Source organism: Streptomyces mutabilis, assembly GCF_014649815.1.
GTDB classification, from domain to species: Bacteria; Actinomycetota; Actinomycetes; order Streptomycetales; family Streptomycetaceae; genus Streptomyces; species Streptomyces mutabilis.
The window spans coordinates 13,459-30,231 of the sequence record NZ_BMTT01000019.1 but is presented as its reverse complement, the minus strand read 5'-3'; the positions used below and the strand labels follow the sequence as shown (position 1 = coordinate 30,231).

Sequence of the window (16,773 nt, the reverse complement as noted above, 5' to 3'; positions counted from 1 at the left end):
CACCTCGGGATGTCGGGATGCACGACTGCGCCGTTCCGCAAGGAAGTTCGACCGGCGCGAGCGTTCATCCTGCCGTATGCCGAGAGGTGCTCCGTACCGCGCCGAGGGGTCACACGTCTCGGCGCTCGACGGTGAGGGCCAGTTGTGGCAGCGCTCGGCCGGCGATGGAACCCGAGGGGACGTGTCCCACACGTACCGCGCCCATCGCGCGGTAGAAGGGCTCCGCGTGCGGGTCCGCGTCGACGGTGAGCCGGGTGAAGCCCAGCTCCCGCCCGACCGCCACGGTGTGCTCGAAGAGCCGACGGCCGACCCCCAGGCCGATGGCCCGCGGCTCGACGAACATCATGCCCACAACGCCCACGGGCGGCTCGCCCTCGAGGGTCGTGAACCCGAGGACACGTCCGTCCCCGTCGGCCACCACAGTCCGTCGGCGTGCGACCTCGTCCGCGTGAACGGTGAGCTCGTCCCGGCACGCATCCAGGAACTCCGCGTCGTAACCCCAGTGTGCCTTGGAGCGCAGCGCCAGGTCGCTCAGCACCCCGGCTTCCGTGGCCCTCGCGGGCCTGATCAGCACGTCCATCCGTCCCCCGGTCATGTGCCGGCCACTCGGACTCCCGATTTTCGCACCCGCGGCCGCACCGGAAAAGGGCGTCCCGGTCGGATCGTCGTCGTGAGGAGTCGCCCCGGCCGGATCGCCGTCGCCGTCAGATCACCCGCATCCGCACCAGAGCCACCAGCGTCAACGTCCCCGGCAGCAGCGGCAGCCAGACGGTCAGGAGCCGGAAGGCCAACACCACCGCCGTGGCCACGGCCGCCGGTCCGCCCGCCGCCACCAGCGCCACGACCAGCGCCGCCTCGACCGAACCGACGCCGCCCGGCGTGGGCACCAGCGCGACCGCGACCGTCGCCGCCAGGTACGCCACCGCCATGTGCCCGACGGGCACGCCTAGCGCCAGCGACTTGCCCACCAGCACCAGCGCCGCCGCCTGGAGCGCGGGGAAGGCCAGCGCGCCGCTCCACAGCGCCAGCGCCCGCGCCGGGCGGGCGTGCACCGAGCGGGCCTCGCCGAGCGCCGTCCGCAGGAAGGACTCCACCGCCCCTCGCAGCCGTGGCACCACAGCCAGTACGCCCGCCGCGACGACCGGCACCGCGCCGACGGTGATCAGCAACGGCCCCACGGCGCCCTCGGGCAGCAGCGTACCGAGCCGCAGCGCCCCGGGGAACGCGAGCAGCAGGGCGCCCAGCAGCGCGACGCGGCCGACGCTCTCCGCCAGCAGGTACAGGGCGAGGGCGGCCGAGGAACGAGCGAGCGGCAGCCCGCACACCGCCATGAACCGCAGGTTGACCGCGCTCGCGCCCAGCCCCGTCGGCAGCAGGTGGTTGGCCGCGCCCGCCGCGAACTGCGTGGCCAGCAGCCGCCGCAGGGGCAGCCGCTGGACCACCGCGCCCTGCCGGGTGCAGGCAGCCGCGACCCAGGTCAGACAGGTGGCACAGGCCGCGGCCAGCAGCCAGGGCCACCGTGCCGTGGCGAGATGCCCGAAACCCTCGGCCAGCACCGACCGGTGCCGCACCGCGACCACGGCGACCAGCAGCAGCAGAAGCACGCAGCTAACCAGCCGGACCAGTCGGACACGGCCGTTCCGGCGAGCGAAGGCCGAGGCGGGGGAGGGGGCGGGGCCGGAGACGGACGCCTCGGAGGCAGGCCCCTCGGCGCGGGGCCTGTCGGGGACGGACTCCTGTGGGAGCTCTACCGCTGTCACACCACGAGAGATTCCCCGAGCCGCGCCAACGACGGATGGCCGACGCGCGGACGACGGCTTACGGACCGCGGGCGGCCGGTCCACTCCCTCACCCTTGACCTCAAGGAAGATCGAGGTTCTACCGTCACTCGCATGAGCATGGAGACCACAGCCTGGGGCCAGCTGCGCAGCGTCATGAACGCCGAACAGGACCGCCGCCCCCTCGCCCGCGCGACACTGCGCCGCATCGGCGCCTTCGCCCGCCCGCACCGCCGCCGCATCGCCCGGTTCGTCCAGCTCGGGGTGGTGACCGCGCTGCTCGCCGTCGCCACGCCCGTGCTGGCCGGACGCGTCGTGTCCACGATCGTGTCGGGCGGCGACGACAGCACGGTGGTCCGGCTCGCCCTGCTGATCGCACTGATCGCGGTCGCGGAGGCGGGACTCGGCATCCTCTCCCGGAGACTGTCGGCCATGCTCGGGGAGGGACTCATCCTCGATCTGCGCACGGCTGTGTTCGATCATGTGCAGCGCATGCCGGTCGCGTTCTTCACACGCACTCGTACGGGCGCGCTGGTGTCCCGTCTCAACAACGACGTCATCGGGGCCCAGCGCGCCTTCAGCAACACCCTCTCCGGCGTGGTGACCAACCTGGTCACGCTGCTGCTCACCCTCGCCGTCATGCTCACCCTGTCCTGGCAGATCACCCTGCTCGCCCTCGTCCTGCTGCCCGTCTTCGTGCTCCCGGCCCGGCGCATGGGCCGCCGCATGGCCCGCATGCAGCGCGAGGCGGCCACCCTGAACGCCGCCATGGGCACCCGCATGACCGAGCGCTTCTCCGCACCCGGCGCCACGCTGATCAAGCTGTTCGGCCGTCCCGAGGAGGAGTCGGCCGAGTTCGCCGACCGCGCCCGCCGCGTCGCCGACATCGGCGTGCGCACCGCCACCGCCCAGGCGGCCTTCATCACCGCCCTCACCCTGGTCTCCGCCCTCGCCCTGGCCCTCGTCTACGGCCTCGGCGGCTTCTTCGCCCTGCGCGGCACCCTCGACCCGGGCGCCGTCGTGGCGCTGGCGCTGCTGCTCACCCGCCTGTACGCGCCGCTCACCGCGCTCGCCGGCGCCCGCGTCGAGGTCATGAGCGCCCTCGTCAGCTTCGAGCGGGTCTTCGAGGTGCTGGACCTGACCCCGCTCATCGACGAGAAGCCCGACGCCCGCCCGGTCCCCGACGGCCCGGTCGCCGTCGAGTTCGAAGACGTCCGCTTCGGCTACCCGTCCGCCGACAAGGTCTCCCTGGCCTCCCTGGAAGAGGTCGCCTCCCTCGACACCCGGGGCGGCGAGGAGGTCCTGCACGGCCTCTCCTTCCGCGCCGAACCCGGCCAGACCGTCGCCCTCGTCGGCTCCTCCGGCGCCGGCAAGTCCACCATCGCCCAGCTCCTGCCGCGCCTGTACGACACCGACGGCGGCACCGTGCGGATCGGCGGCGTCGACGTCCGCGACCTGAGCGCCCGGTCCCTGCGCGACACCGTCGGCATGGTCACCCAGGACGGCCACCTCTTCCACGACACCGTCCGCGCCAACCTGCTGCTGGCCCGGCCCGAGGCCTCCGACTCCGAACTGTGGGACGCGCTTCGCCGCGCCCGCCTGACCGACCTCGTACGGTCCCTGCCGGACGGTCTGGACACCGTGGTCGGCGAGCGCGGCTACCGGCTCTCCGGCGGGGAGCGCCAGCGCATGACCATCGCCCGGCTGTTGCTGGCCCGCCAGCGCGTCGTCATCCTCGACGAGGCCACCGCCCACCTCGACAACACCTCCGAGGCGGCCGTACAGGAGGCCCTGACCGAGGCCCTGGAGGGCAGGACCGCCGTGGTCATCGCACACCGGCTGTCCACCGTCCGGGCGGCCGACCAGATCCTGGTGGTCGAGGCCGGCCGCATCGTGGAACGCGGCACCCACGACGAACTCCTCGCGGCCGGCGGACGCTACGCCCAACTGCACCGCACCCAGTTCGGCAGGCGGACGATGGAGAAGGCGGCGTAACGGCCGGGGACGGGGAAGGGCTACTGCCCGTGCGGGCCGGCCGGACCGGCCCGCACGGGCAGATCCTGTTCGGCCCAGACGACCTTCCCCGAAGGCGTACGGCACGACCCCCAGCGCCGGCACAGCATGTTGATCAGCTGGAGACCGCGCCCGCTCTCGTCGCTCACGTCCGCGTGCTGGATCTGCGGCAGGTCCGGCCCGGTGTCGGAGACCTCCACCGACAGCCGCTCGTTCCGCAGCAGCCGCAGCTCACCGGGGGCGTTGCCGTACCTCAGGGCGTTGCCCACCAGCTCGCTGACGACCAGCTCCGTCGTGTCGACCAGTTCCTGGAGCCCCCACTTCACCAACTGCTCGCGCACCGTCGTCCGCGCCTGCCCGGCGGCCTTGCCGTCCGGCGGCAGCGTCCGCACGAACACGTCACCGTCCGGACCCAGCGGCCGGGCCCCGGCGACCAGGACGATCGCGTCGTCGGACCGGTCGCCTCCCACCCGCTCGGTGACCGCCCGGCACACCGTGCCACCCGCGGGCACCGCGCCGCCGGCCGCCTCCCGCAGCCGGTCCATCCGCGCGGTGAGGCCGACGGTGCGCGACCTGATCAGACCGTCCGTGTACAGCGTCAGCCGGCTCCCCTCGGGCGCGGAGCAGTCCACCGGGTCGTACGGGATCACCCCGGTGCCCAGCGGCGCACCGGCGGGCACGTCCAGGTACGCGGCGGTGCCGTCGACCGAGGTGAGCAGCGGCGGCGGATGACCGGCGCTGGCGATGCGGAAGGTGGAGCCGCAGGGGTCGTAGACCGCGCAGAGACAGGTGGCGCACTGGTCCTCCTCCAGGTCGCGGGCGGCCAGGTCCAGCCGGGCCAGCAGCCGCTCCGGGGCGATGTCCAGCGCCATCAGCGTGCGGGCCACCGTGCGCAGCCGCCCCATGGTCGCGGCGGCGGCCAGCCCGCGCCCCATCACGTCGCCCACCATCAGCGCCGTGCGCCCGCTGGGCAGCGCGACGACGTCGAACCAGTCGCCGCCCACCGCGGCCGGATCGGCGGCCGGGTCGTAGCACGAGGACACGTCGAGCCCCGGTGTGCTCGGGCTGGACCGGGGGAGCAGCGCCCGCTGCAGGGTGACCACGTGCTCGCGCTCCCTCCCGTAGAGCCGGGCGTTGTCGATGTACACGGCCGCCTTGGACGCCAGTTCCACGGCCAGCGCCACGTCGCTCTCGGTGAACGGCGCCCGGCTGCCGGCCCGGACGAAGTCGGCCAGCCCCAGCAGCACCCCGCGGGCGATCAGCGGGACCACCAGATAGGAGTGCACCCCCGCGCGACGCATGATGTCGGCCGACTCGGGGGTGGGGGCGACGACGGCGAAGTCCGACCGCGTCATCCGGGCTATCAGGACCGGCTCGCGGGTGGTCAGGCACCGCAGGCCCAGGCGGTCGGCACTGTGCACGGACAGCTCGCCGACCGGGTCCGGCGCGAGATCCAGGCCGTCGATCTCCGACACCGCCATGGCCCTGAGCCGAGGCGGCTCGCTCCCTCGGACGCGGTCCCCCTCCTGGAACCGCAGCACGGGGTCCAGGAGGTCCACCGCCGTGCCGTCCGCCAGCTCCGGGACGGTGAACTCGGCCAGCTCCTCGGCCGTACGGCGCAGGTCCAGCGTGGTGCCGATCCGCGTACCGGCCTCGTTCAGCCAGGCCAGCCGGCGCCGCGCGCCAAGTGCCTCCGTCATCGGGCGCAGAGCTCCCCGCAGCGCCCGGCGCCCGCCGACGAGGGGACTCGGACGGGGGCGCACCCCGCGCCGCCACGGTCGCTCCCGCACGCGTCGCCTCCTCCCACGCCCTCCTGCCCCGATTCTGCCTCGCCGGCGGGCGTGCGGCGACGGCAGCGCCTCGGTCGGCGGGCCCGCCGACCGAGGCGCCGACCGGCGCGCGCTAGGCGCGCAGCCACACCGCCGTGTCCCGCGGCAGCCGGCCGTCCCCGTCGAGCGGCCCGCTGCCGAGCAGCAATGTGCTGTGCGCCGGCAGGGCGACCGGCCCGGGGGACAGGTTGACGACGCACATCAGGCCGCCCGGCCGACGGTACGCGAGCACGCCGTCCGGCGCGGGCAGCCAGTCGAGCGGGCCGTCACCGAATCCGTCGGTGGTGCGTCGCAGGAGCAGTGCCTCGCGGTAGAGGCTGAGCATCGACTCCGGGTCCGCGCCCTGGCGGTCCGCCGCGTACGCCGACCAGCCCGCGGGCTGCGGCAGCCAGGGCTCCGTCTCGGAGCCGAAACCGCAGTACGGGGCGTCGGCCGACCACGGCAGCGGCACACGGCAGCCGTCCCGGCCCGGATCGACACCCCCGGAGCGGGAGTGCATCGGGTCCTGGATGCGGTCCAGCGGGACGTCGGCCTCGGGCAGGCCCAGTTCCTCCCCCTGGTAGAGGTAGACGGACCCGGGCAGGGACAGCGTCAGCAGCGCCGCGGCCCGGGCACGCCGCGTGCCGAGTGCCGGGTCGGTGGGGGTGCCGAAGGCCTTCGTGGCGAAGTCGAAGCCGGTGTCCTCGCGGCCGTACCGGGTGACGGTACGGGTCACGTCGTGGTTGCAGAGCACCCAGGTGGCGGGGGCCCCGACGGGGGCGTGCTCGGCGAGCGTGTCGTCGATGGTGCGGCGCAGCCGGTCCGCGTCCCAGGGGCAGGACAGGAAGTTGAAGTTGAACGCGGTGTGCAGTTCGTCGGGGCGCAGGTAGCGGGCGAAGCGCTCGGCGTCGGGCAGCCACACCTCGCCCACGAAGACGCCCCCGTACTCGTCGGCGACGGCCCGCCAGGAGCGGTAGATGTCGTGCAGTTCGTCCTGATCGATGTAGGGGTGCGGGTCGACGCCCTCCTCGAAGTCCGCGAGCGCGGGGTCCTTGGCGAGCAGGGCGGCGGAGTCGATGCGTACGCCCGCGACGCCGCGCTCGAACCAGAAGCGCAACACGTCCTCGTGCTCTCGGCGCACCTCGGGGTGGGCCCAGTTGAGGTCGGGCTGCTCCGGAGTGAACAGGTGCAGGTACCACTCGCCGTCCGGGACCCGGGTCCAGGTGGGGCCGGAGAACTGGGAGGGCCAGTCGTTGGGCGGCAGTTCGCCGTTCTCCCCGCGCCCAGGGCGGAAGTGGAAGCGCTTGCGCTCCTCGCTGCCGGGGCCGGCCGCGAGCGCCGCGCGGAACCAGGCGTGTTGGTCGGAAACGTGGTTGGGGACGATGTCGACGATGGTGCGGATACCGAGCTCCCGCGCTTCGGTGATCAGCTTCTCGGCCTCGCCGAGGGTGCCGAAGGCCGGGTCGATGGTCCGGTAGTCGGCCACGTCGTAGCCGCCGTCGACGAGCGGCGAGACGTACCAGGGGGTGAACCAGACGGCGTCGACACCGAGTTCGGCGAGGTAGGGCAGTCTCGCCCGGACCCCCGCGAGGTCGCCGGTGCCGTCGCCGTCGCCGTCGGCGAAACTGCGGGGGTACACCTGGTAGATGATGGCGTCGCGCCACCAGCCTGCGGTGCGGTGCGAGTCGGGGGCTGCCACGTGACGGTCCTTTCGGGCAGGTCGGATCTTCGCCGCCGGCCCGGACAGGGCGGGGCGGTCGGACGGGCCGACGGCGAAGGTTGACGGGGACGGGCCGGGGAGGGGCGGCGCGGGGCGCCTCAGCCCTTGAGTCCGCCGGCGGTGAGTCCGCTCATGATGTTGCGCTGGAAGATCAGGAAGATGATCAGGGTCGGCAGCGAGGCCATGGCGAGCGCGGCGATCAGCACGTTGACTGGCACACCGTTGGACAGCGAGTAGATGCCGACGTTCAGGGTCTGTTCGGCCGGGTCGGGCAGCGTCAGCATCGGCCAGAGGAAGTCCTTCCAGACGCCCACGATCGCGAAGATGGACACCACGCCGAGGATCGGCCGGGAGATGGGCAGGACGATCGACCACAGGGCGCGCATCGGCGAGGCGCCGTCCATGGACGCGGCGTCCAGCAGCTCCCTGGGGATCGAGTCGAAGAACCGCTTCAGCAGGAAGATGTTGAAGGCGTTGGTCACCGAGGGCAGCCAGATCGCCCACGGCGTGTTGAGCAGGTTGCGTTCGAAGATCGGCACGTCGAGCACCGTCAGGTACTGCGGCACGACCAGTACGGTCGCCGGGATCATCAGCGTCGCCAGCATCATGCCGAGGATGGCCTTGCCGAGAACCGGCCGGAGCTTGGACAGCGAGTAGGCCGCCGCCACGTCCAGCACCAGCTGGAACGCGAGCGCGCCGAACGCGTAGTACAGCGTGTTCCCCAGCAGGCCGGCCAGGTCCATGACGTTCCAGGCCTGCGAGTAGTTGTCCGGCTGGAAGGACTCGGGGATCAGCGTCGGCGGGGTCGCGACCGCTTCTTGGGTGTCCTTGAAGCCGCTGGAGACCATCCAGTACATCGGGCCGAGGAAGACCACGGTGAACACCATGACGACCAGGGCGAACGTCGCCCAGTACAGGCGCTTGCCGCGCGGCCGGGCCAGCTGGGCCGGCGAGATGAGCGTGCGTGTGGACATCGGTGGATTCCCCCGGCCTACTCGTCCTCGGCGCGGTTGAGCTTCACGTACGCCGTCGAGAAACCGGCGAGGAGTACGAGGAGCAGCAGACCGAGGGCCGCCGCGGCGCCGTAGTTGTTGAAGTTGAAGGCGTACTGGTAGATCAGGTAGACGACCGTGGTGGTCGAGCCCTCGGGGCCGGCGCCGCCGGTGAGCAGGAAGGGCTCCACGAAGACCTGCATGGTGGCGATGATCTGCATCAGCAGCAGCAGCGACAGGATCAGCCGGGTCTGCGGGATCGTCACGTGCCAGATCTTGCGGAACAGTCCGGCGCCGTCCAGTTCCGCCGCCTCGTACAGCTCGCCGGGTATGCCCTGGAGCGCGGCCAGGTAGATGAGGGCCGCACCGCCCATGTTCATCCAGGTCGACGCGATCACCACGGACAGCATGGAGAGGTCGGGATCCTGCAGCCACTGCTGCTCGGGCAGTCCGACGGAGCCGAGCAGTTCGTTGAGCAGGCCGTAGCCGGGGTCGTACAGGTACTTGAAGAGCAGGACGGCGGCGACCGGCGGCAGCATCACCGGCAGATAGACCAGCAGCCTCAGGTAGCCCTTGCCGTGCCTCAGTTCGTTGATGACGAGCGCGACGACGAACGGCACCGCGAAGCCGAAAACCAGCGCCAGCACGGTGAACAGCAGGGTGTTGCGCCAGGCCTGCCAGAAGGCCGGGTCGTTGAAGACCGTGCGAAGGTTGTCCAGGCCGACCCAGGAGACCTCGCCCTGGTCCGTCTTCTGGAAGGCCAGGAGGAACTCCCGGACCATCGGGTACCAGGAGAAGAACGCGAAGCAGAGGACCGCGCCGATCAGGAAGCCGTGCGCGGTGAGGTTGCGCTTCAGGCTTCGGGCGAAGGACCCGCCGGGCGGCGGCGGGCCGTCCGGCGGCGGCTGGGCGTGGCGGGCTCTCGCCGCCTTGGTCGGGGTGAGGCTGGGGGCCGACATCGTCGCTCCTCGGTACTGATCTCATGGGCCGGGGGGCGGTGCGGCCCGCCCGCGAGGGAGCCGGTCACTGCGTGGCCAGAACCTGGTCGACCTGCTGCTCGGCCGTGTCGAGCAGCAGGTCGATGTCGGCGTCCTCGTTGGTGAGGATGCCGGACATCACGTTGTCCAGGACCTTGTAGACCTCCTGCGCCTTCGGCGGCTCGGCCTTGCCCGGGACCGGGGCGTCCATGAACGCCTTGAAGTTCTCGACCGGCATGGTGGCGTGCTCGATCCGGGCCGCGTCGTCCTTCGTCTTCGACTCGTTCAGCCAGAAGTTGGGCTGGGGGAGGCCGACCGGCAGCTCGTCCTTCTTCTTTCGCTCCCAGTTGAACTGACCTTCGCCGACGGTGAGGTTCTGGAAGTTGAGCCAGGCGATCGCGGCCTTGACCTTGTCGGGGGAGATGCCCTTCTTGATCATGTAGCTGTTGCCGCCGGCGAGGGTGTTCTTCTCGCCCGGAATCAGCCCCATACCGAAGTTCTCGTAGTCGGCGCCGAGTTGCTGGACCATGTACGTGATGTCGTCGGGCGCGGCGAGGAACATCCCGAGCTTGTCGGTGGCGATCTGCTTCTGCAGGTCGCCCCACTTGAGCAGCTGAGTCCTGCCCATGCTCTCGTCCTCCCAGCGCATCGCGTGGAGGTTCTCGGCGACCTGCTTGCCCAGCTCGTCGTCGAACGCGGCCTTCTTGCCGCTCGGGTCCACGACGTCGCCGCCGAGGCTGTACATCTGGGCGGTGAAGTGCCAGCCGCCGGTGTTGCCGGCGCTGTACTCGCCGAATCCGGCGATGCCGTCGCCCAGGTCGGAGATCTTCTTGGCGGCGGTGCGCACCTCCCCCCAGGTGCGCGGCGGGTTGTCCGGGTCGAGTCCGGCCTTCTCGAAGAGCTTGCGGTTGATCAGCAGCCCCATGGTGTAGTTGCTGGTGGGCAGGCCGTACAGCTTGTTCTCGTGCTTGAGCTGGGCGAGGACGTTCGGGTCGATGTCCTTCAGCGCCGGGACGGTCTTGTCGTTGACGTACGCGGTGATGTCCTCGGCGCCGTCGTTGTCCAGCACCTGGGGCAAGTCGGTGAAGTAGGTGTAGAAGACGTCGGGCTGCGACTTGGCCTTCAGCATCGCGGTGAAGCGCGGCGGTTCGAGGCACTGGCCGGGGGTGGAGCGGCCGTCGACGGTGACTTTGGGGTACTTCTTGTTGAATTCCTTGACGTCCTCCTTCCACTCCCTCAGTTCGGCCGCCTTCGCCGACGGGGGCATGCAGTCGATGGTGATGGTCACCTCGGTCTTCGGGTCCAGCGGAGCGGCCGGGTCGGCGGAACCGCTCCCGCCTTCGGAACCGCCGCCGTCGTCGCTGCTGCTCGTGCCGCAGGCGGCCAGAGCAGTCAGCGTGAGAGCGGAGACGAGCGTGATGGCGCCGGCACGACGGGTGCGGCGGAACCGAGCACTTCTCATGGGTGGTCCCCTTCGGGCATGAACGTGGAAGGCGCCCCACCGCCGATGCGTTGTGGGGCGCCGCTCACTCAATCACCGTGAACAAGTGCACGCAATATCTCGCGTTGATTTAGTAATTGTTTGACAGCCTCCGAAGGTGTAGGGAGCCGGTTACCCGGCGGGCGACTTGGCGGTGACTTGTGCGGTGGAGCCGCGGACGACGAGTTCCGGTTCGAAGAGCAGTTCCCGGTGGGGGACTTCGGTGCCTTGGATCTGGGTGCAGAGGAGGTCGACGGCGGCGCGTCCCATTGCCTCGATGGGCTGGCGGACGGTGGTGAGCGGGGGTTCGGTGCAGGTCATGAAGGCGGAGTCGTCGTAGCCGACGATCGAGACGTCGTGGGGTACGGCCAGTCCGCGGCGGCGGGCGGCGCGCACGGCGCCGAGGGCGAGGGGGTCGCTGGCGCAGATGATGCCGGTGACGCCGCGTTCCAGCAGGCGGGAGGCGGCTGCCTGGCCGCCCTCCAGCGAGAACATCGACCGCTCCGCGAACTCCTCGGGCAGCTGGGCGTTCAACGCGTCGGCCGCTTCCTGAGCGGCGGCCAGCTTCCGGCGCGAGGGGATGTGGTCCGAGGGGCCGAGGACCAGGCCGATGCGCTGGTGCCCGAGGGAGACCAGGTGTCGCCAGGACTGCTCGACGGCCACCGCGTCGTCGCAGGCGATACAGGGGAAGTCGAGATCCGGGATGGAGGCGTTGATCAGCACGACGGGGATGTTGCGCTCGGCGAGCAGTCGGTAGTGGTCGTGGGGTGCGTCGGCCTGGGCGAACAGCCCGCCGGCGAAGACGACCCCGGATACCTGCTGCTGGAGGAGCAGTTCGACGTAGTCCGCCTCGGAGACGCCGCCCTTGGTCTGGGTGCACAGCACCGGCGTCAGCCCCTGCTGGGCCAGCGCGCCGCCGATGACCTCGGCGAACGCCGGGAAGATCGGATTCTGTAGCTCCGGCAGCACCAGCCCCACCAGACGCGCCCGCTCGCCCCGCAGCTGGGTCGGCCGCTCGTACCCCAGCACGTCCAACGCGCTCAGCACGGACTGCCGGGTCGCCTCGGACACCCCGGGCTTGCCGTTGAGGACCCGGCTGACCGTGGCCTCGCTGACCCCAACCTTCTTCGCCACCTGAGCAAGTCGTCGCGTCACAGCGAAAGGCTAACGCAAGCCCCGCAAGCGGCTTGCTCTCGCGCCGGATCGCGGCGATCGCGTCCGGCGCCGAAACGTATGGGCGCATGCCCCGCCCTCAGTCCAGGGTGATGCGCGCGGCGACCGGGAGGTGGTCGCTGCCGGTGGCGGGCAGGGTGCGGATGTGGCCGACGGTCGCGGAGCGGGCCATCACCTGGTCGATCCGGGCCACCGGGAAGGCGGCGGGGAAACTGAGGGCGAGGCCCCGTTCGGCCCCGTTCAGCCGGGTGGTCAGGGGATCGAGGGCACGGTCGTCGACCGTGCCGTTGAGGTCGCCCAGCAGCACCACCCGGCCCAGTTCCTCGGCCGCGACGGCATCGCCCAGCAGCCCGGCACTCTCGTCCCGCCGGGCCGACGCCAGGCCGCTCGCCCCGACGCGGACCGAGGGCAGGTGCGCGACGTACACCGCGATCTCACCGTGCGGGGTGCGGGCCACCGTGCGCAGGCCACGGTTCCACTCCTCCGTGACGCCCCGCGGCTTGATGTCGAGCGGCCCGGCCTCGGTGAGCGGGTGCTTCGACCAGAGCCCGACCGTGCCGTGGACCGTCCGGTACGGGTAGTCGGCGGCGAAGGTTCGCGCGTACACGTCGAGTGCCGGGGACACCAGTTCCTGAAGGGCGATGAGATCGGGTTCCGCGTCGGCCAGCGCACGGGCCGTGCCCGCGGGGTCGTCGTTTACGTCGCTGACGTTGTGCTGGACCACGACCACGTCGTCGGGGCCGGGTTCCGGCGCGGGCAGCAGCAGTCCGCCGAAGAGGTACGTCCAGGCCGCGACCGGGAGCAGGAGGGCCACCAGCGCGACCGGTGACCGGCGCACCAGCGCCAGGACGAACAGCACCGGGACCACCGCACCGAGCCACGGCAGGAACGTCTCCAGCAGACTGCCCAGCCCGATCGCCGCGTCGGGAACCGCTCCGTGGAACACCAGCAGGCCGGCCGTCAGCACCGCGGCCGCCGCGACCACGCGGCCCCGCACCCAGGACGGACGACTGAGCAACCGGGCCGCAAGGCTCCGCACCCGGGCCGTCCGGCCCCGCACCCATGTTGCCGGCCCCAGTCGCCGCCGGGCCTCCGCCTGCTCCGCCATGCGTCGTCCGCCCATTCGTCCTCGCCCGTCAGGACGAGTCACCGAGTGGTTCAGGTTCCCGTCAGGCGAGATCCCGCGGGCCGAGCGTGAGCTGATCGTGGTCCGCCGCTGCCTTGGCGAGCAGGGCGAGCATCGCGGACTCCGCTCCTGCCGGGTCCCGGTCGCGAACGGCGTCCAGGACCGCGCGGTGGCTGGGGACGGGGTCGTCGGCGTCCTCCCGCGCGTGGACCAGACGGTCGCGCTCCCTGAGCCCCGGCTCCAACAGCATGTCCATCCTGCGCAGCAGCTCGTTGCCGGTGGCGGCGAGCAGGGCCCGGTGGAAGGCCGCGTCCGCCTCGGCCGCCGCGGAGGGGACCTGCCGGGACCGCCCCATGGCGTCGAGGGCGGTTTCCAGGGCCATCAGGTCGACATCCGTACGGTGCAGGGCGGCCCGGCGCGCCGCGGCGGGCTCGACGATGGAACGCACGTCGGCGAGGTCGCGCAGCAGCGGCACCGCGTCTTTGGTCTCCATCCGCCAGCGGATCACATCGGCGTCGAGGAGGTTCCAGTGCGCGCGCTCCCGGACGTACGTACCGCGCTTCTGCCGCGCGTCGGTCAGCCCCTTGCCGGCGAGTACCTTCAGCGCCTCCCGCATGACGGTCAGGCTCACGTCCAGCTCGGCCCCGAGCGCGCCGATGTCAAGGATCTCGCCCTCGGCGATCTCTCCGCCCACGATGCGCGCGCCCAGCCGTTGCACGACCTGCCCGTGCAGGCCGCGGCCGGAGTAGGACGCCATGCGGTTCTCCTGGTGATGACTCGTCGGGGAAGCGGCTCGCGGGTGCGCTCGCCGGGGCTCAGCGTATGGCGCTGCCCGGCGGGGCGTTCAGCACGGCCAGTTCGTCGCGGTGCGGCAGGCCCTCCCAGTCGCCCCGAGTGGCGACCGCGAAGGCGCCGGTGGTGACCGCGCGGCCCAGACGGTCGGCCGGCGCGAGGGCGTCCAGGAGCCCCGAGAGGTAGCCGGCGCAGAAGGCGTCCCCGGCACCGACCGTGTCGACCACCGGTACCCGCGGGGCGGGCTGGTGGAGGCGGTGCCCGTCGGCGCCGTAACGGCCCGCGCCGTCCGCACCCCGCTTGACGACCACTTCACGGACGCCGGCCGCCAGCAACTCCGCCACCCGCGCGGCTTCGTCGGTGTCGTCGTCCCCGGCGATCAGGGGGAGTTCGTCGTCGGACGCGATCACGAGGTCGACGCTGCCGCGCAGCCGGCGCAGGACGGCCGCCGCCTCCCTCCCGCTCCACAGGCGGGCCCGGTGGTTGACGTCCAGCGCCACCGTCCAGCCGTGTGCGCGCGCGTACTCGACCGCCCCGGTCACCGCGGAGAGCGGACCGGGCCCCAGCGCACAGGTGATTCCGGTGACGTGCAGGACGCGGGCGCCTTCGGCCAGCGCGGCGGTGAGGTGCTCGGGCCGCTGACGGGAGGCGGCCGACCCGGCGCGCCAGTAGTGCACGCGCGCCACGTCGCCCACGAGGCGTTCCCGCAGCAGGGCACCCGTCGGTGCCTCGGGGTCGGTGGTGGCGTGCCGTACGTCGACGCCTTCGCCGCGCAGGGTCCGCAGGACCAGGCGGGCCGGTTCGTCCGCGCCGAGGCGGCCGGCCCAGGAGACGCGGTGGCCCAGCCGGGCCAGGCCGACGGCGACGTTCGACTCGGCACCGGCCACCGCGGTACGGGCCGGGACTCCGGTGCTCAGCGGGCCATCGGTCTGCAGGGACAGCATCGTCTCACCGAAGGTCAGGACGTCGGCCGTCATACGCCGCGTGCCTCCGCCCGGCACACCGAACGGAACCGGCGAGCCCGGTCGCGGAGCCGGCCCAGGTCACCCCCGTGCGCGGCGTCGCCCACGAGGGGCGACCCGACCCCGACCGCGACGGCACCCGCCGCGAAGTACTCCGGTACGAGGTCCGCGTCCACCCCGCCGACCGGCACCAGCGGCATGTCGGGGAAGGGGTCCTTGAGGGCCCGGAGGTAGGCGGGTCCGCCCAGCGAGGCGGGGAAGAGCTTGACCGCGGTGGCGCCCGCGGCCATGACGGCGACCGCCTCCGTGGGAGTCAGGGCACCCGCCACCACGGGCACACCCTGCCGTGCCGCGTCGGCGACCGCCTCACCGCCGGACGGGGTGACCACCCAGGCGGCGCCGGTGTCCCGGGCACGCCGCAGATCTTCGGGCGTGACGACCGTCCCCGCGCCGACGAAGGCGTCCCTGCCGACCTCGCGGACGGCCCTGGCGATCACGCCGCAGGCGTCCTCGGTGTTCAGGGAGACCTCGACGAGGCCGACACCTTCCTCGACGAGCGTGAGCACGGTGCGCAGGGCGGCATCCGCCGAGCGTCCGCGCACGATGGCGGCGAGCCTGTCACGGCTCAGCCTGGCGGTGAAGTCGGTGAGTTCCATGGAACCTCTCCCGTGAGGGGTACGGCGGGTGCGGGTGCGACGGCCGACGGGCCCTCACCACTCGGCGAACGAGCCGTCCGGGTGCCGCCAGACGGGGCCCCGCCAGTCGGGTGCGCTGTTGTCGGCAGCCCGCACGGCCCGCTCGTCGACCTCGATGCCGAGGCCCGGAGCGGTGGGGCGCAGGAAGCATCCGTCGTGGAAGCGGAACACCTCGGGGTCGACGACGTAGTCGAGGACTTCGGCACCTTGGTTGTAGTGGATGCCGATGCTCTGTTCCTGGATGAGGAAGTTGGGGGTACTGAAGGCGATCTGCAGGCTGGACGCCAGGGAGACCGGGCCGAGGGGGCAGTGCGGTGCGACGGGGACGTCGAAGGTCTCCGCGAGCGCGGCGATGCGGCGCACCTCGGAGATCCCGCCCGCGTGGGAGAGATCGGGCTGGAGGACGGCGATCCCGGCCTGGAGGGCGGGCAGCACGTCGGTACGCGAATACAGCCGCTCGCCGGTGGCGAGGGGTACCGGCGAGCAGGCCACGAGGTCCCCCAGCAGGTGGGTGTACTCCGGCAGCACCGTCTCCTCGGCGAACAGCGGATTGAGCGGGGCCAGGTGCGGCAGCACCTTGCGTGCGTTGCCCGGCGTGAACCGGCCGTGGAAGTCGACGGCGAAGTCCCGGTCCGGCCCCAGCACTTCGCGGGCCGCGGTCGCCCGCCCCACCAAGTCGTCGATGTCGCGGGTCGTGGCCAGGCGGTTCATCCTGCCGCACGCGTTCATCTTGACCGCCGTGAAGCCGGCCTCCATCTGGGCCGCGACGGCGTCCGACACTTCGCCGGGCTCGTCGCCGCCCACCCAGCTGTAGGCCCGTACCCGGTCGCGCACCGGCCCGCCGAGCAGTACGTGGACGGGGACGCCGAACCGCTTGCCCGCGATGTCCCACAGGGCCTGGTCGAGTCCCGCGACGGCGCTGGAGAGGACCGGGCCGCCCCGGTAGAAGGAGCCCTTCGTCATGACCTGCCAGTGATCCTCGATGCGTGACGGGTCCTGGCCGAGGAGGAGTTCGGCCAGTTCGTGCACCGCCGTGCGGACGGTGGCCGCCCGGCCCTCGACGACGGGCTCGCCCCAGCCGACGACGCCCTCGTCGGTCTCGACCCGGCACAGCAGCCAACGGGGCGGTACGGCGAATGTCTCGATGCGGGTGATCTTCAAAGGGTCCTCCTGGCTCGGGACATGGACCTGCCCGCATTAAATGTGCATTTATGAATTCTGCCAAGAGATGCCCTGTGGTCCCTGTGGTGCCGTCCC

At 72.1% G+C, this 16,773-nt stretch carries 14 protein-coding genes; 1 reads left to right on the top strand and 13 read right to left on the bottom strand.

Annotated features, from left to right (window positions below; genetic code table 11):
• Positions 1-109 precede the first annotated feature (109 nt).
• Together IE142_RS28780 and IE142_RS28775 are read right to left on the bottom strand one after the other, a co-directional pair.
• Positions 110-595 carry a GNAT family N-acetyltransferase gene (locus IE142_RS28780; protein WP_229830946.1) on the bottom strand — a complete coding sequence of 162 codons (486 nt, stop codon included), beginning with the start codon at positions 593-595 and terminating at the stop codon, positions 110-112.
• 109 nt (positions 596-704) lie between these two features.
• Positions 705-1,604, bottom strand: a complete 900-nt coding sequence (locus tag IE142_RS28775; protein WP_191888450.1) for a lysylphosphatidylglycerol synthase transmembrane domain-containing protein — start codon at positions 1,602-1,604, stop codon at positions 705-707.
• A 294-nt stretch (positions 1,605-1,898) separates the two neighbouring features.
• Here IE142_RS28775 and IE142_RS28770 point away from each other — a divergent pair, with 294 nt between their 5' ends.
• Entirely contained in the window at positions 1,899-3,773 is a 1,875-nt protein-coding gene (locus IE142_RS28770; protein WP_191888518.1) for an ABC transporter ATP-binding protein, read from the top strand.
• A 20-nt stretch (positions 3,774-3,793) separates the two neighbouring features.
• On the opposite strand, the gene IE142_RS28765 is transcribed toward IE142_RS28770, so the two are convergent.
• From IE142_RS28765 to dgoD, 11 genes are all read right to left on the bottom strand, one after another.
• Positions 3,794-5,581: an ATP-binding SpoIIE family protein phosphatase gene (locus IE142_RS28765; protein WP_191888449.1), complete on the bottom strand. Its 1,788-nt coding sequence runs from the start codon at positions 5,579-5,581 to the stop codon at positions 3,794-3,796.
• Between the two features lie 112 nt (positions 5,582-5,693).
• Positions 5,694-7,298 (bottom strand): glycoside hydrolase family 13 protein, encoded by a 1,605-nt coding sequence (locus tag IE142_RS28760; RefSeq protein WP_191888448.1) that lies wholly within the window; start codon positions 7,296-7,298, stop codon positions 5,694-5,696.
• A 119-nt stretch (positions 7,299-7,417) separates the two neighbouring features.
• Positions 7,418-8,293, bottom strand: coding sequence for a carbohydrate ABC transporter permease (locus IE142_RS28755; RefSeq protein ID WP_191888447.1), 876 nt, complete (start codon positions 8,291-8,293; stop codon positions 7,418-7,420).
• A 17-nt stretch (positions 8,294-8,310) separates the two neighbouring features.
• Positions 8,311-9,270, bottom strand: a complete 960-nt coding sequence (locus IE142_RS28750; RefSeq protein ID WP_191888446.1) for a carbohydrate ABC transporter permease — start codon at positions 9,268-9,270, stop codon at positions 8,311-8,313.
• Between the two features lie 64 nt (positions 9,271-9,334).
• Positions 9,335-10,750: an ABC transporter substrate-binding protein gene (locus IE142_RS28745; protein WP_191888445.1), complete on the bottom strand. Its 1,416-nt coding sequence runs from the start codon at positions 10,748-10,750 to the stop codon at positions 9,335-9,337.
• Between the two features lie 150 nt (positions 10,751-10,900).
• Positions 10,901-11,923 carry a LacI family DNA-binding transcriptional regulator gene (locus IE142_RS28740; protein WP_191888444.1) on the bottom strand — a complete coding sequence of 341 codons (1,023 nt, stop codon included), beginning with the start codon at positions 11,921-11,923 and terminating at the stop codon, positions 10,901-10,903.
• A 97-nt stretch (positions 11,924-12,020) separates the two neighbouring features.
• Positions 12,021-12,926 carry an endonuclease/exonuclease/phosphatase family protein gene (locus tag IE142_RS28735; RefSeq protein ID WP_229830956.1) on the bottom strand — a complete coding sequence of 302 codons (906 nt, stop codon included), beginning with the start codon at positions 12,924-12,926 and terminating at the stop codon, positions 12,021-12,023.
• 184 nt (positions 12,927-13,110) lie between these two features.
• Positions 13,111-13,824, bottom strand: a complete 714-nt coding sequence (locus IE142_RS28730) for a FadR/GntR family transcriptional regulator (RefSeq protein WP_191888442.1) — start codon at positions 13,822-13,824, stop codon at positions 13,111-13,113.
• A gap of 58 nt (positions 13,825-13,882) precedes the next feature.
• Entirely contained in the window at positions 13,883-14,836 is a 954-nt protein-coding gene (locus tag IE142_RS28725; RefSeq protein WP_191888441.1) for a sugar kinase, read from the bottom strand.
• Positions 14,833-15,477 (bottom strand): bifunctional 4-hydroxy-2-oxoglutarate aldolase/2-dehydro-3-deoxy-phosphogluconate aldolase, encoded by a 645-nt coding sequence (locus IE142_RS28720; protein ID WP_191888440.1) that lies wholly within the window; start codon positions 15,475-15,477, stop codon positions 14,833-14,835. Before IE142_RS28720 ends, IE142_RS28725 begins: the two co-directional genes overlap by 4 nt.
• 54 nt (positions 15,478-15,531) lie before the next feature.
• Entirely contained in the window at positions 15,532-16,677 is a 1,146-nt protein-coding gene (gene dgoD / locus IE142_RS28715) for a galactonate dehydratase (RefSeq protein WP_191888439.1), read from the bottom strand.
• Positions 16,678-16,773 lie beyond the last annotated feature (96 nt).

Bases quoted from the DNA above. Each gene is read 5' to 3' on its own strand.
- IE142_RS28780 (WP_229830946.1), bottom strand. From the start codon at position 595: ATGACCGGGGGACGGATGGACGTGCTGATCAGGCCCGCGAGGGCCACG.
- IE142_RS28770 (WP_191888518.1), top strand. From the start codon at position 1,899: ATGGAGACCACAGCCTGGGGCCAGCTGCGCAGCGTCATGAACGCCGAA.
- IE142_RS28755 (WP_191888447.1), bottom strand. From the start codon at position 8,293: ATGTCCACACGCACGCTCATCTCGCCGGCCCAGCTGGCCCGGCCGCGC.
- IE142_RS28750 (WP_191888446.1), bottom strand. From the start codon at position 9,270: ATGTCGGCCCCCAGCCTCACCCCGACCAAGGCGGCGAGAGCCCGCCAC.
- IE142_RS28745 (WP_191888445.1), bottom strand. From the start codon at position 10,750: ATGAGAAGTGCTCGGTTCCGCCGCACCCGTCGTGCCGGCGCCATCACG.
- IE142_RS28730 (WP_191888442.1), bottom strand. From the start codon at position 13,824: ATGGCGTCCTACTCCGGCCGCGGCCTGCACGGGCAGGTCGTGCAACGG.
- IE142_RS28725 (WP_191888441.1), bottom strand. From the start codon at position 14,836: ATGACGGCCGACGTCCTGACCTTCGGTGAGACGATGCTGTCCCTGCAG.
- IE142_RS28720 (WP_191888440.1), bottom strand. From the start codon at position 15,477: ATGGAACTCACCGACTTCACCGCCAGGCTGAGCCGTGACAGGCTCGCC.